Here is a 12,440-nt window from a genome sequence, read left to right on the forward strand (position 1 = left end):
ACGGGCCGCGCGCGACGGTGCGCGGTCCGTGCGGCCCGGGGTCAGGCCTTGCGGAACACCCACACCCGCATCAGCACGAAGCGGAGCACCGTCGCGGCCAGGTTGGCGGTCACGAGGACCAGCAGCTCCAGGGCCCGCACCGAGGTGTCCACCAGGGCGAGGGAGCCCGACGTGAGCGCCAGGCCGAGCGCGAACAGCAGCAGGCCCTGCAGGTGGTGCCGGCCGGCGTGCGCGGCGCCCCGCACGGAGAACGTCAGCCGCCGGTTGAGCGCCGTGTTACCGACGGCGGTGATCAGCAGCGCCGCGAAGTTCGCCGCCTGCGCGCCCGTCAGCGGCCGCAGCACGGCGAACAGCAGCAGGTACGCCATCGTCGACAGGACCCCGACCGCGGCGAAGCGCAGCAGCTGCGACGGCATCGCCGCCGGCACGCCCGCCGCGACGAGCGGCTCCCGGCCGAACTTCGAGCGCAGCGACTGCAGCGGCAGCGACCCGTTGAGCAGCCCCCGGCCCAGCCGGGCGATCCCGCGGAGGTCCTCGACGGCGGTGGCGACGATGTCGACCCGGCTGTCGGGGTCGTCGACCCAGTCGACCGGCACCTCGTGGATGCGTAGCCCGGCCCGCTGCGCCAGCACGAGCAGCTCGGTGTCGAAGAACCATCCGGTGTCCTGCACCAGCGGCAGCAGCTGCTCGGCGACGTCGGCGCGGATGGCCTTGAAGCCGCACTGCGCGTCCGAGAAGCCCACCCGCAACGTTCCGCGCAGCAGCAGGTTGTACGACCGGGAGATGAACTGGCGCTTCGCGCCCCGCACGACCCGGGAGCCGGGCGCCAGCCTGGTGCCGATCGAGACGTCCGAGTGCCCGGACAGCAGCGGCGCGACCAGCGGCAGCAACGCGTTGAGGTCGGTGCTGAGGTCGACGTCCATGTAGGCGAGGACCGGCGCGTCGGAGCCGTCCCACGCGGCGCGCAGCGCCCGCCCGCGGCCCTTCTCGCCCAGGTGCAGCACCTCGACGCCGGGCAGCTCGCCGACCAGGCCGGTGGCGACCGCGAGGGTCCCGTCGGTGCTGGCGTTGTCGGCGACCGTGATCCGGAAGGGATACGGGAACGTGGCCGTGAGGTGCGCGTGCAGCCGGCGCACGCACGGCCCGAGGTCACGCTCCTCGTTGTGCACGGGGACGACGACGTCCAGGACCGTGTTGACGGCCAGGGCCGCGGTGGCGTCGGCGGGGGCGTCGGCGGTGGCTGCTGTGCGTGGGAACGTCGTTGTCGTCATGTCACCAAGGTCGGCTCCGCGGCTTCCGGCACCTTGTGGCGTTCCTGTGGCGCACCTGTGAAACGCGAAGGGCCGCCCCGGTTTCCGGAGCGGCCCCTTTGTGCTGGTGGGACTACGACAGGTCGTACACGGTGATCCCGCCGACGGTCTGCGCGGTGTAGTTCGCCGCCACCCACGCGGCGATCTCCGCGCTGACGCTGCTGCCGCCGTTGCTGCGCCCGCCGACGCCGGCCCCGCCGATGAAGTAGTGGATCTCGCCGTCGGCGACGTACTGCTGGAACCGCGCGAGGCTCGGCGCGGGGTCGCTGCCGTTGAACCCGCCGATGGCCATCACCGGGAGCTCGGTGGCCAGCTGGTACCCGGAGGCGCTGTTGGACCCGACGGCCGCGCCGACCCAGGTGTACCGCGACGCGTCGTCCCGCAGCAGCGCCACCAGCTCGGCGCTGGGGGTGGTGGCGTTGAGCAGCCCGCCCATGCCGCCGCCGCCCATACCGCCGCCGCCCCGCTGACCGCCGCCGCCGGGCATCGCGCCGGTGCCGCCTGTGGTGCCGCCCGGGGGAGTGCCGCCGGGTCCGAAGCCGCCACCGTTGCGGAAGCCGCCGCCGCGGCCACCGCCGAAGCCCGAACCGGCGACCGCCGGACCCGCCGTGACGATGGATCCCGAGTGCGGCGTGGCGATCGTGTTCGCGGAGTAGGCGACCGGACCGCCGAGCAGCGCGAACAGCGCCGCCGCCGCGGCCACGATCCCGGTCCGCCGGGCGAGCCGCGCCCCGAGCCGCTGGCCGGCCAGCAGCCCCACCGCACCGGCGGCGCCGGCCAGCAGGACCGCGGTCCGCAGCCACGGGTGGAAGTCGGTGGCGCGGGAGAGCAGGACGTAGGACCAGACCGCGCTGACCGCGACCGTCGCGGCGAGGGTGAGCAGCGCGAAGAGGTCCCCGCGCCGGCGCCACAGGGTGGCCGTGCCCATCGCGACCAGCGCGCCGATCGCCGGCGCCAGGGCCACCGTGTAGTAGTCGTGGAAGATGCCCTGCATGGTGCTGAAGACGACGGCGGTCACCACCAGCCAGCCGCCCCACAGCACGTAGGCGGCCTTGTGCGTAGACCAGACGAGGCCCGCGACCAGGAAGATCAGCGCCGTCGGCAGCAGCCACGACGCCTGGCCGCCGGTCTGCCCGTCGAAGAGCCGCGACCAGCCGGTCTCGCCCCACCCGCCGCCGTTGCCGCCCCCGCCGCCTCCGACGCTGCCGGTCTCGTTGCCCGTGATCCTGCCGAGGCCGTTGTACCCCAGCGTGAGCTCCAGGATCGAGTTGGTCTGCGAGCCGCCGACGTACGGCCGCCATGACGCGGGCACGAGCTCGACGACCGCCACCCACCAGCCCGCGGAGGCGACGAGCGCCGCGCCGGCGACCAGCAGCTGGACGAGCCTGCGGCCCCACCCGGTCGGCGCGAACAGCAGGTACGCGAGCGCGAACGCCGGCACCACCAGCAGCGCCTGCAGCATCTTGGTCAGGAAGCCGAAGCCGACACTGCTCCCGGCGAACACCAGCCACCACGTGCTGCCCCGCTCCAGGGCCCGCACCATGCCGTACACGCCGGCGACGAGCAGCAGCACGAGCAGCGCGTCGGGATTGTTGAACCGGAACATCAGCGTGGCGATCGGCGTGGTCGCGAGCACCGCCCCGGCGAGCAGCCCGGCCGCCGGGCCGTGCCACCGGCGGACCGTCAGGTACAGCACCCAAACGGTCGCCACCCCGATCAGCGCCTGCGGCACCAGGATGCTCCACGAGCTGAGCCCGAAGATCCGCACCGACAGCCCGGTCACCCACAGCGCGGCGGGCGTCTTGTCGACGGTGATGAAGTTCGACGCGTCCGACGAGCCGAAGAACCACGCCTTCCAGCTCTGCGAGCCGGCCTGCGCCGCCGCCGCGTAGAACGCGTTGCCCCACCCCGACGCGGCGAGGTTCCACACGTACGCCACCAGCGTCCCGGCGAGCAGCACCCCGAGCGCGGGCCGCACCCACACCGGGTCCCGCGGTGGCGTCCCTGCGGGTGCGTCGGCGATGGCATCGGGCCGGGTAAGCGTCGTCGTCATGCCCCGAGACTGCGACCCGGCCCTGCCAGCACCTTGCACCCCACCTGTGCGCCACCTGTGAGTCGGCGCTACCGGGGCAGCGGGACCTCCGTCCACGTGGCGTCGGGGCCGGGGGCGGTGGCGAAGTCGTAGCGGGCGGCGGTCGGGGAGAGGGCGACCAGGGCGGCGGAGCCCGAGCCGTACTCCAGGCCGTCGACCTCGCGGTGCACGATCAGCGGGCGCGGGGCGGCGCCGGTGAACGTGCCGCCGGACAGCAACGGGACCCAGTCGCCCCAGGCATCGTGGGTGGCGGTGCCGGGGCGCAGCGGCGGGGTGGCGGCGGCGCGCAGCTGGGCGAAGTCGTTGACGTCGACGCCCTGGTTGACGATCACGTGGTCGCCGGGGGGAAGGGACCGTTCGGTGAGTTCCACGCCGTCCCAGGACAGGACGGTGACGGCGGCAGGCGTCGCGCGGACCAGGTGGAAGGCGTCGAACCCGGAGAAGTCCGCCGGCAGCGGGCCGAGCGTCAGGGTGCCCCTGGTCGGGCGGTCGCCGAGGGGCGGCAGCGGCGGGAAGCCGTTGAGCAGCGCGGCGACGGACGGGGCGACGGGGTCGACGGCCAGCCAGGTGCCGCCGCCGGTGCTGTCGCGCCCCCCGAAGCGGCCGGGCCAGTGCTCGGCGGGCGGCTCCCAGGGACGGGCCAGGTACTCGTCGCGGACCGCGGCCAGCAGGACGGGCCAGGTGGCGGCGGGGTCGAAGCGGAGGAGCACGGTGCACATGCGGGGAAAGGTTATGCCTGTCCGAGTTGCGGCACCCGCGCGGTCAGCCAGTCGGCGAACTCGTCGGCCGGCAGCGGCTTGGAGATGAAGTAGCCCTGGACCAGGTTGCAGCCCTCCTGGCGCAGGTGGTTGAGGGTCTGCTCGTCCTCGACGCCCTCGGCGACGACCTCCAGGTCCAGCGCGTGCCCGAGCTGTACGGCGGAGCGCACGACCGCCCGGTCGCGGTGGTCGACGGCGATGCGCTGGACGAACGACTTGTCGATCTTCATCTCGTGGATGGGGAGCTCGCGGAGGCGGCCGAGGGAGGAGTACCCGGTGCCGAAGTCGTCGATGGCGAGCTTGACGCCGAGTGCGTGGAGCCGGTCGAGGGTCACGAGGCTGCCGGCCGGATCGTCCATGATGCTGCTCTCGGTGATCTCCAGGGTCAGGCCGCTGGCCGGTACACCTGTCTGACCGAGCAGCCGGGCGACGATGTCGGGCAGGTCGGCCTCCTGCAGGCTGTTGGGGGACAGGTTGACCGCGACGTGCATGTCGTGCCCCATCCGCCGCCACGAGGCGCAGCGGCGCAGCGCGACCTCCAGCACGTGCAGCGTCAGCGGCCGGATCAGGCCGGACGTCTCGGCGAGCGGGATGAACTCGTCCGGCGGGACGAAGCCGTGCGCCGGGTGGTGCCAGCGGGCGAGTGCCTCGGCGCCGCGGACGACGCCGGTGGCGGTCTCCAGCTTCGGCTGGAAGACGACGACGAGGTCGTGGCGCTGGATGGCTTCCCGCAGGTCGGCGACCATGGCGAGGCGGCGGGGGCTGTTGCGGTCGTCGTCGGACTGGTAGACGCGCACCCCGGTCCGGGTGGTCTTGGCGACGTACATGGCGACGTCGGCCCGCTGGATGAGGGTCTTCGCGTCGTGGCCGTGCTCGGGCGCGAGCGCGATGCCGATGCTGACGCGGGCGTTGAGGCGCAGGTGGCCGATGGCGATCGGCTGCTCCATGGCGGCGGCGAGGTCGTCGCCGATCGCCACGGCGACCTCCCGGGTGCGGATGCCGGGCAGCAGGACGGCGAACTCGTCGCCGCCGAAGCGGGCGACGGTGCCGCGGTCGCCGAGGCGGCCCTGCAGCCGGTCGCCGACCTGCCGCAGCAGCGTGTCGCCGATGTCGTGGCCGAGCGCGTCGTTGACGTCCTTGAACCGGTCGAGGTCCATCAGCAGCATCGCGACCGGGGTCCCCTGGGCGCGCAGCGCGTCGGTGAGCGACTGGAAGCGCTGCCGGTTGGGCAGGCCGGTCAGCGGGTCGTACAGCGCCAGGTGCTCCTTCTGCGCGACCTCCTGCCGCAGCTCGTCCAGGAGCCTGGCCTTGGTGAGGGAGAGGCTGGCGTGGTTGGCGAGGGCCTGGAACAGCCGGACGTGCTGCTCGCCGAAGGTCGGGATGTCCGGGAGGCTGTCGGCGACGAAGAGCACGCCGGTGGCGCCGTCGCTGAGCGGCACGGGCACCGCGATGCCGTCGATGATGGACCCGACGACGCGGCTGCCCTTGGCGACCAGGACCGGGGTGCCGGTGCGGGCGGGCTGCCACCACGCCGTCTCGGGCAGGGCGTCGATGACGGTGGTGTCGAGCTGGTGCCGGCCGTGCATCCGCATCCGGATCTGGGTGCCGTCCGGCCCGGGCATGATCAGCTCGGCGCGTTCGGCGCGGAGCTGGTCGCGGGCCTGCTCGAGCACGATCCGGGCGACGCCGCCGGTGTCCAGGACACCGTCGAGGGACCGGGTGAAGGTGTAGAGCTCCTCGACCTGCGCGTGGCCCTGGCTCTGGCTGACGTAGGAGCGGTACGCCAGGTACGTGACCGTCGAGACGATCGCGAGCAGGGCGATCGACCGTGGGTCGCGGTCGATGGCGAGGATGCTGATCAGGCCGATGCTGGTGGTGATCGCGACGAGCGGCAGGCCCTGCAGCGCGCTCGGCAGGCGCTTCCACTCGCTCGGGTCGTCGTGCAGCGCGATGACGGCGGTGACGAGGACCGCGGCGACGACGTCGGAGAAGAGCATGACCACGAGGACGTAGAGCCACTGCACCGGTCCGACGTCGGTCGGCTCCGGGCCGGCGAGGGCGCGCAGCATCACGGACGCGGCGGTGGTTTGCACGCCGAGGAGGGCGACGTTGAAGCCGAGCTTCACGCCGCGCTGGCCACGCAGCACGACCAGGCCGAGGCCGCCGCCGAGGAGCCGGACGGCGAGCAGCAGGGTCGGGTCGACCGAGAGCAGCCCGAGGACCATCGGGATCTCGCTGAGGCTCATCGCGTGACCGCCGCGGCGGACCCGGATGTGCACCGCGAAACCCTCGGTGAGCGCGAACGCGGCGCCGAGCAGGATCAGCGGCAGCGCGTCGGGGGCCGACGGCAGTCCGCCGTGCTGGACGCGCAGGCCGTGCGCCACGATGGTGGCGACACCCAACCAGAGGCTGAGCGCCGCCACCCGTGCGTCCGGGCGCGTCCACGCAGGTGCTTTCTTCATGACCGTCCCGGAATCGCCCTTTGTTCGAGGGTTTCTGCCTTGGTGCCGGTTACTGCCAGATGGCGTCTGACCAGTAGCTTCCACTCCAAGTTCGGCCGCTCCACGTGCTACCTGACCAAGTTCGGCCACTCCATGTGCGGCCGTCCCACACGGCGCCGCTCCAGGTGCGCCCGCTCCAGGTGCGCCCGGCCCAGCTGTTGCCGGACCAGCCGACCGCGACCCAGCTGCGGCCGATCGTGGTGTTGCCGCCCAGCGAGGTGCCCGTCCAGGTCGCGCCGTTCCAGGTGCCGCCGGTCCACGCGGTGCCGGCGGTCGCCGACTTCGCCCAGTTCGCGGCGGTCCACGGCCGGCCCATGATGTCCTTCTCACCGGTCAGCTCGACCCCGGTGACCGGGTCCGCCACGTGCGCGGAGCCCCGGGAGGCCTCCAGGGTGCCCGTGCCGGTCGTCGACGCCCACGTCTGTGTCGCGTTGGTGGGGGTCGGCGCCTCGATCGCCTTCTTGACGTTGAGCTGGCCGGAGCCCCGGCCGAGGACGTCCCCGGCGCTCATCGTGTCGGCGGTGCTCACCAGGAGCTTCTTGACCTGGTCGGGGGTCAGGCCGGGGCGCTGCTGCAGCAGGAGCGCCGCGGCGCCGGACGTGATTGCCGCGGCCTGCGAGCTGCCGCTGCCCCGGAAGTACCGGCCGGTCGTGTCGCCCGGGACGAGCCCGGTGGGGTAGTTCACGTCCACGTAGGCGCCCGGGTCCCGCAGGCCGACGATCGAGCGACCGGGTGCGGTCAGGTCGGCGGTCCGGGTGGTGTTTCCGCGGGTACTGAACTCGGCCAGGACGTCGTCGGACCGGGAGTCCGTGCCCATCGAGTCGGCGGCGCCGACCGCGATGACGTACGGGTTGGCCGCCGGCATCGACAGCGCGGTGCGGCTCTTGCCGTCGTTGCCGGCCGAGACCACGACCGTGATGCCCTTCTTCCAGGCCGCCTCGACCGCGTGCGACAGCGGGTCGAGCTTCGCGTCCTGGTAGCTGTCCGTGCCGAAGGACAGGTTCAGTACCTTGATGTTCAGCCCCGGGTCGTTGCGGTGCGTGACGACCCAGTCGATCCCGGCGATGACCTGCGAGACGTCGGTGGCGCCGTCGGCGGTGGCGACCTTGACGCTGATCAGCGTCGAGGTGGGTGCCATGCCGGTGAAGTTGGTCGGCGAGTCGACGGTCCGGAAGTTGGTGCCCGGGTCGCGGCCGGCGATCAGCCCGGCCATGTGCGTGCCGTGCCCGAACGTGTCGACGTAGCGCAGGTTGGCCGCCTGCGACTCGAACGACAGGTCGGGGCCGTTGACGATCCGGGTCGGGTCGTTGAGGCCCGCGACCGGCGTGACACCGGAGTCGATCAGGGCGATGCCGACGCCGGTGCCGCCGATCGGCCTGCCGCTGGCGTCGTCCTTCTTCCACACGTCCAGCGCGCCGGTCGCGCGCACGACGCTGAACATCGAGTTGGCGTCGCCGTCGGCGCGCCATCGCTCGGCCTGCAGCGCCACCTCGCCGTCAATGGTCACGGACCGCACGCCCGGTGCGGCCCTCAGAGCGGACAGTTGCGTATCTGGTACCTCGGCCGTGAAGCTCTCCACGATCGACAGTGCCCGGCCGACCGTCCCGCCGGCGCGGTCGACCGCGCGGGCGGCCGCGCCGGCGTCGTCATAGGCGACGATGACGCGGGTCAGATGGTCGGCGGCCGACACCGTCGGTGGCGCGGCGGCTGCCGGCACGCTCGGGACGGCCACCCCGGCGATCGTGACGATCGCTGCTGCGGCGGCACCCAGTGCGCTCCGGTGACTGCTTGGCATTCGGTCCCCTTCCATGGGTCGACGACTCGCCGTGATCCATGGTTCAGCAGCCCGTAGCGCAGCGTTGTCACCAGGTCGGACACTCTTCGCTGATCAGACCTTACGCAGAGTGTCGCTCGTCACGCTGTGAGGTCGAACAGCATGCAGCTCGACGTGGCGTGCGCGACCATCCCGCCCCGCGAGTCGGTGATCACGGCCTGCGCGAGAGCGGTCCGCCGGCCCTTGGACAGCACGGTGCCCTCGCAGGTCAGCGTGCCGGAGGCGATCGACGCGGGGCGCAGGAACTTCGTCGTGAGGTCGAGCGAGGTGTACCCGACGCCGGCCGGCAACGTCGAGTGCACGGCGCAGGCGGCGGCCGTGTCGAGCAGGGTCGCCAGGACGCCGCCGTGCACGCTGCCCAGCGGGTTGTAGTGGAACTCCTGCGGCTCCAGCGTGACGACGACCCTGCCCGGCTCGGCCTCGATCCGCCCGGCGCCCAGCAGGTGCGTGATCGGCGGGGCGGGCAGCTCGCCGCGGGCCATCGCCTGGAGCACCTCCAGGCCGCTGCGCCGGCCGATCTCGGCCGCGTTGAGCATCGGGTCGGACCACGTGAACGTACGGCTGCGGAGCCCATCCTGAGTCTGCGTCATGGATGCAGCCTGGTCGCCCCGGGCTGGATCTGTCAACAAGACCCAGGTACGGGTTAGCCTGGCGGCATGAGGCCTGTGGCACTGGACTGGTCTGTCGACAACTGCACCATCGGCGCGGCGATGGCGATCCTCGGCGAGAAGTGGACCGTCGTCGTGCTGCGCGAGGTCTTCAACGGCATCCACCGCTTCGACGACATGCGGGTGCGCACCGGCATCCCCCGGCAGGTCCTCACCAACCGGCTCGGCATGCTGGTGGACAACGGCGTCCTGCGCCGGGTGCCCTACCGGGAGCCGGGCTCGCGGGCCCGCGACGAGTACCGGATCACCGAGAAGGGCTTCGACCTGTATCCGCTGCTCGTCGCGGTCAGGGAGTGGGGCGACCGGTATCTGGCCGGTCCGGAGGGCCCGCCGCTGGACACGGTCCACCGTGACTGCGGCGCGCCGGTGCACGCGGTGCTGGTCTGCGAGTCCGGCCACGCCGAGGTGCCCCCGCGCGACGTCGTGCCCCGTCCGGGCCGGGGCGCCCGCCGCAGGCTAGCGGTCGCCGATGGCGGCCAGTGACGCGTTCCACAGGCGGGCCGCGCGGGCCGGCGAGGTCGAGCGGGGCGTCGCGCCGAAGGGTTGCCGCAGGAAGTAGTAGCCGCCCGGGACCAGGTCGTGCGCGGGGGCGTCGGCGAGCCAGAGCAGGGTGTCCGCGGCCCGCTGCGGGGATGTGAACAGCACCGGGATCAGCTTGCCGAGCATGAAGAGCGGGCTGGTGGTGGCGAACCGGCTGCGCACCAGGCCCGGGAAGAACGCCACCGGCAGGATGCCCAGCTCCGTCCAGCGGCGGGCGGCCTCGACGGTGAACAGGACGTTGGCCTGCTTCGACGAGCCGTAGGCGAGCCAGCGGCTGCGGTGCCACAGGGAGTCGCGCAGCGGCCGGTCGACGTCCAGTACGCCCCACGCCTCGGCCAGGGACGCGGTCGTGATCAACCGGGTCGGTGCCCGGAGCAGGTCGAGCAGCAGGTGCGCCAGCTCGAAGCCCGCCAGGTGGTTGACCTGCAGGCAGGCCGGGCCGCGAAACAACCCGCCGGCGTTGTTGACGAGCACGTCGATCCGGTCGCAGGCGGCGCGGACCCGGCCGGCGGCGTCGCGCACCTGGGCGGGGTCGGCGAAGTCGGCGCGGACCGCGACCGGGTCCGCCGCCCCGGCCTGTCTGACCGCCTCCAGGGCGGCCGCCAGCCGCCCTTCGTGCCGGCCGAGGAGGACGACCCGGTCGCCGGCAGCCGCGAACCGGCGCGCCGCGGCGAGACCGATGCCCGCGCTGCCGCCCGTGACGACGACGGTCCGCGTCACGCCGCCACGCTCCTGTGGCCGGCGGTGGGTCGTTTGTCGTTCTCGGCTCCGGGCCGGTGGCCGGCGAGCGCCCGTGCCGTGTTCTCGGCTCCGCGCCGGTGGCCGGCGGTGGGCTGTGGGCTGTTCACGGCTTCGCGCGCAGGTGGATGGCGGCGGTGTGGACCAGCCAGGCGGACACGCCCACCAGGGCGGCGCGCTCCATCAGGCCCGTGAACAGGCCGCGGCCGAGGAGCAGGATGCCGATCGCGGACAGGATCAGCGGCGGGAAGGCCAGCAGCACCCCGAGCCGCCCCGCACGGCGCAGCGTCGTGTCGTCGGGTTGCGTGGCGTACACCAGGATCGCCGCCGCGAGCAGCAGCAGCGCACCGATCGCCCCGGCGGCGTGGATCAGGTCCCGCGGCTGCGGCGTCTCATACGGCGGCAGCGGACACCCGGGCGAACACGTGACCGCGCCGGACAGCGCCGCGAGCGGGGCGGCCAGGGCGATCGCCGCTCCGGCCACCCCCGCCGGGACGAGCCGCAGCGCCGCGAACGCGTGCCGGGCGGTGTGCCGGGCCGGCACCGCCAGGAACGCCAGGGACGCCGCCAGGAGCAGCATGCTGACCCGGTAGAGCGTCGGGTGGGGCGCGCCGGCGATGCCGGACTCGCTCACATAGCGCCACGGCGCCGAGCCGGCCACGGAGAAGGCCAGCCCGGTCGCGCCGATCGCCGCGGTCGCGGTGGCGGCACCGGCGCACCAGCGGCGGGGGGAGGGCACCCGCCAAGCCTACGACCCGCGCCGGACCGTTCCATAACACGACCGCATACCCTTGGGGGGTATATCGGCAATCGACCGACGTGTTTCGATGATGTGTCGATCTGCGAAAACGGTGAGTCTCGATGGCCCCGGGGTCTTCTCCCCATCCCGCAGACGCCCTACCGTCTGCATATGGATCTGGAGCTGCGGCATCTGCGGGTCGTGTGCGCGATCGCGGACGCAGGCAGTGTCACGAAGGCCGCCTCCGTGCTGGGGCTCGCGCAGCCGGCGCTGACCGCACAGCTGCAGCGCATCGAGCGGGCCCTCGGCGGGCTGCTGTTCGAGCGGGACCGGCGCGGGGCGCGGGCGACACCGCTGGGCGAGCTGGTCCTCGCCCGGGCGCGGGTGCTGCTGCCGGCGGTGAAGGGCCTGCAGGACGAGGCGACGCGGCTGGCCAGCACGAAGGACCGCGCGGGGCGGTACCGTATCGGCGCGGTCAACGGCCCGATCCTCGGCGGCCTGGTCCACCGCATCAGCAGCAACCACCCGGGCGCCCAGGTCAGCACGCACGCGTCGTGGTCCGCCGCGGAGCTCGGCGACCAGGTCCTCGCCGGCAAGCTGGACTTCGTCCTGGTGGGCGCCTGCGGCGACGCGCCGCCCGCGACGGACAACGGGCTCGCCTGGCGGGTCGTGGCCGCGGATCCGGTGTTCCTGCTGCTGCCGGAGGGGCACCGCCTCGCCGACCGGGACGAGGTCGACCTGGCCGAGCTCGCCGACGCCCAGTGGGTCGCCGCGCCCGGCGACGGCTGCTTCTCCTCGTGCCACGCGGCGGCCTGCGCCCGGGCCGGCTTCACCCCGAAGGTGCTCTTCGAGACCGAGGTCCGCGGGGCGATCGACCTCATCGAGTCCGGCGACGCGGTCGGGCTGTGCCAGGCGACGCTCCGGCCGATGGCCGGTCTCGCCGCGGTGCCGATCCAGGGCGCGCCGCTGCACTGGCGGCAGATGCTCGGCTGGCTGCCCGACGGTCCCGCCGCGGACGTCGCGGGGCAGGTCTGGGCGTATGCGATCGAGGCCTACGCCGACGCGGTGCGCAAGAACGACCGGTACACGGCCTGGCTGGGCCGCCACCCAGACAGAAGAGGGCTGGCCCTGTAGGGCCAGCCCTCTAACGGTTTCGCCTGATCAGCCGGTGAAGGTCGCGGTGATCTGGGTGAACTGCCAGTTGTTCTGGGCGATGCCGCTGCAGTTGGAGACGACGCCGCCGCCGGGGCAGGGGCGGTC

Annotated in this window: 10 protein-coding genes; 2 read left to right on the forward strand and 8 right to left on the reverse strand. The window is 73.3% G+C overall.

Annotated features, from left to right (window positions below; translation table 11 throughout):
* Nucleotides 1-41: 41 nt before the first annotated feature.
* From ACZ6TV_RS03420 to ACZ6TV_RS03445, 6 genes are all read right to left on the reverse strand, one after another.
* Entirely contained in the window at nucleotides 42-1,271 is a 1,230-nt protein-coding gene (locus ACZ6TV_RS03420; RefSeq protein ID WP_465294838.1) for a bifunctional glycosyltransferase family 2/GtrA family protein, read from the reverse strand.
* 112 nt (nucleotides 1,272-1,383) lie between these two features.
* Nucleotides 1,384-3,363, reverse strand: coding sequence for a glycosyltransferase family 39 protein (locus tag ACZ6TV_RS03425; protein ID WP_465294840.1), 1,980 nt, complete (start codon nucleotides 3,361-3,363; stop codon nucleotides 1,384-1,386).
* Nucleotides 3,364-3,431: 68 nt separating this feature from the next.
* Nucleotides 3,432-4,121 (reverse strand): NRDE family protein, encoded by a 690-nt coding sequence (locus tag ACZ6TV_RS03430; RefSeq protein WP_465294842.1) that lies wholly within the window; start codon nucleotides 4,119-4,121, stop codon nucleotides 3,432-3,434.
* 11 nt (nucleotides 4,122-4,132) lie between these two features.
* Nucleotides 4,133-6,622, reverse strand: coding sequence for a putative bifunctional diguanylate cyclase/phosphodiesterase (locus ACZ6TV_RS03435; RefSeq protein WP_465294844.1), 2,490 nt, complete (start codon nucleotides 6,620-6,622; stop codon nucleotides 4,133-4,135).
* A 49-nt stretch (nucleotides 6,623-6,671) separates the two neighbouring features.
* Nucleotides 6,672-8,456: a S8 family serine peptidase gene (locus tag ACZ6TV_RS03440; RefSeq protein ID WP_465294846.1), complete on the reverse strand. Its 1,785-nt coding sequence runs from the start codon at nucleotides 8,454-8,456 to the stop codon at nucleotides 6,672-6,674.
* Nucleotides 8,457-8,575: 119 nt separating this feature from the next.
* Nucleotides 8,576-9,085, reverse strand: coding sequence for a PaaI family thioesterase (locus tag ACZ6TV_RS03445; protein ID WP_465294848.1), 510 nt, complete (start codon nucleotides 9,083-9,085; stop codon nucleotides 8,576-8,578).
* 66 nt (nucleotides 9,086-9,151) lie between these two features.
* Between ACZ6TV_RS03445 and ACZ6TV_RS03450 the strand changes: the two genes are divergently transcribed.
* Nucleotides 9,152-9,646: a winged helix-turn-helix transcriptional regulator gene (locus ACZ6TV_RS03450; protein ID WP_465294850.1), complete on the forward strand. Its 495-nt coding sequence runs from the start codon at nucleotides 9,152-9,154 to the stop codon at nucleotides 9,644-9,646.
* Here ACZ6TV_RS03450 and ACZ6TV_RS03455 read toward each other — a convergent pair.
* Together ACZ6TV_RS03455 and ACZ6TV_RS03460 are read right to left on the reverse strand one after the other, a co-directional pair.
* Nucleotides 9,620-10,423, reverse strand: a complete 804-nt coding sequence (locus tag ACZ6TV_RS03455) for an SDR family NAD(P)-dependent oxidoreductase (RefSeq protein ID WP_465294852.1) — start codon at nucleotides 10,421-10,423, stop codon at nucleotides 9,620-9,622. The genes ACZ6TV_RS03450 and ACZ6TV_RS03455 overlap by 27 nt on opposite strands.
* Before the next feature lie 124 nt (nucleotides 10,424-10,547).
* A complete protein-coding gene (locus ACZ6TV_RS03460) occupies nucleotides 10,548-11,180 on the reverse strand; it encodes a DUF998 domain-containing protein (protein ID WP_465294854.1) in 633 nt (210 codons plus the stop codon).
* Nucleotides 11,181-11,351: 171 nt separating this feature from the next.
* On the opposite strand from ACZ6TV_RS03460, the gene ACZ6TV_RS03465 reads away from it, so the two are divergent.
* The gene (locus ACZ6TV_RS03465; RefSeq protein WP_465294856.1) at nucleotides 11,352-12,314 is read left to right on the forward strand and encodes a LysR family transcriptional regulator; all 963 of its coding nucleotides are present in this window, start codon (nucleotides 11,352-11,354) and stop codon (nucleotides 12,312-12,314) included.
* The last annotated feature ends 126 nt before the right edge of the window (nucleotides 12,315-12,440 follow it).

Source organism: Dactylosporangium sp. NPDC051087 (genome assembly GCF_055586325.1).

Bases quoted from the DNA above. Each gene is read 5' to 3' on its own strand.
- ACZ6TV_RS03420 (WP_465294838.1), bottom strand. From the start codon at position 1,271: ATGACGACAACGACGTTCCCACGCACAGCAGCCACCGCCGACGCCCCC.
- ACZ6TV_RS03425 (WP_465294840.1), bottom strand. From the start codon at position 3,363: ATGACGACGACGCTTACCCGGCCCGATGCCATCGCCGACGCACCCGCA.
- ACZ6TV_RS03430 (WP_465294842.1), bottom strand. From the start codon at position 4,121: ATGTGCACCGTGCTCCTCCGCTTCGACCCCGCCGCCACCTGGCCCGTC.
- ACZ6TV_RS03435 (WP_465294844.1), bottom strand. From the start codon at position 6,622: ATGAAGAAAGCACCTGCGTGGACGCGCCCGGACGCACGGGTGGCGGCG.
- ACZ6TV_RS03440 (WP_465294846.1), bottom strand. From the start codon at position 8,456: ATGCCAAGCAGTCACCGGAGCGCACTGGGTGCCGCCGCAGCAGCGATC.
- ACZ6TV_RS03445 (WP_465294848.1), bottom strand. From the start codon at position 9,085: ATGACGCAGACTCAGGATGGGCTCCGCAGCCGTACGTTCACGTGGTCC.
- ACZ6TV_RS03450 (WP_465294850.1), top strand. From the start codon at position 9,152: ATGAGGCCTGTGGCACTGGACTGGTCTGTCGACAACTGCACCATCGGC.
- ACZ6TV_RS03465 (WP_465294856.1), top strand. From the start codon at position 11,352: ATGGATCTGGAGCTGCGGCATCTGCGGGTCGTGTGCGCGATCGCGGAC.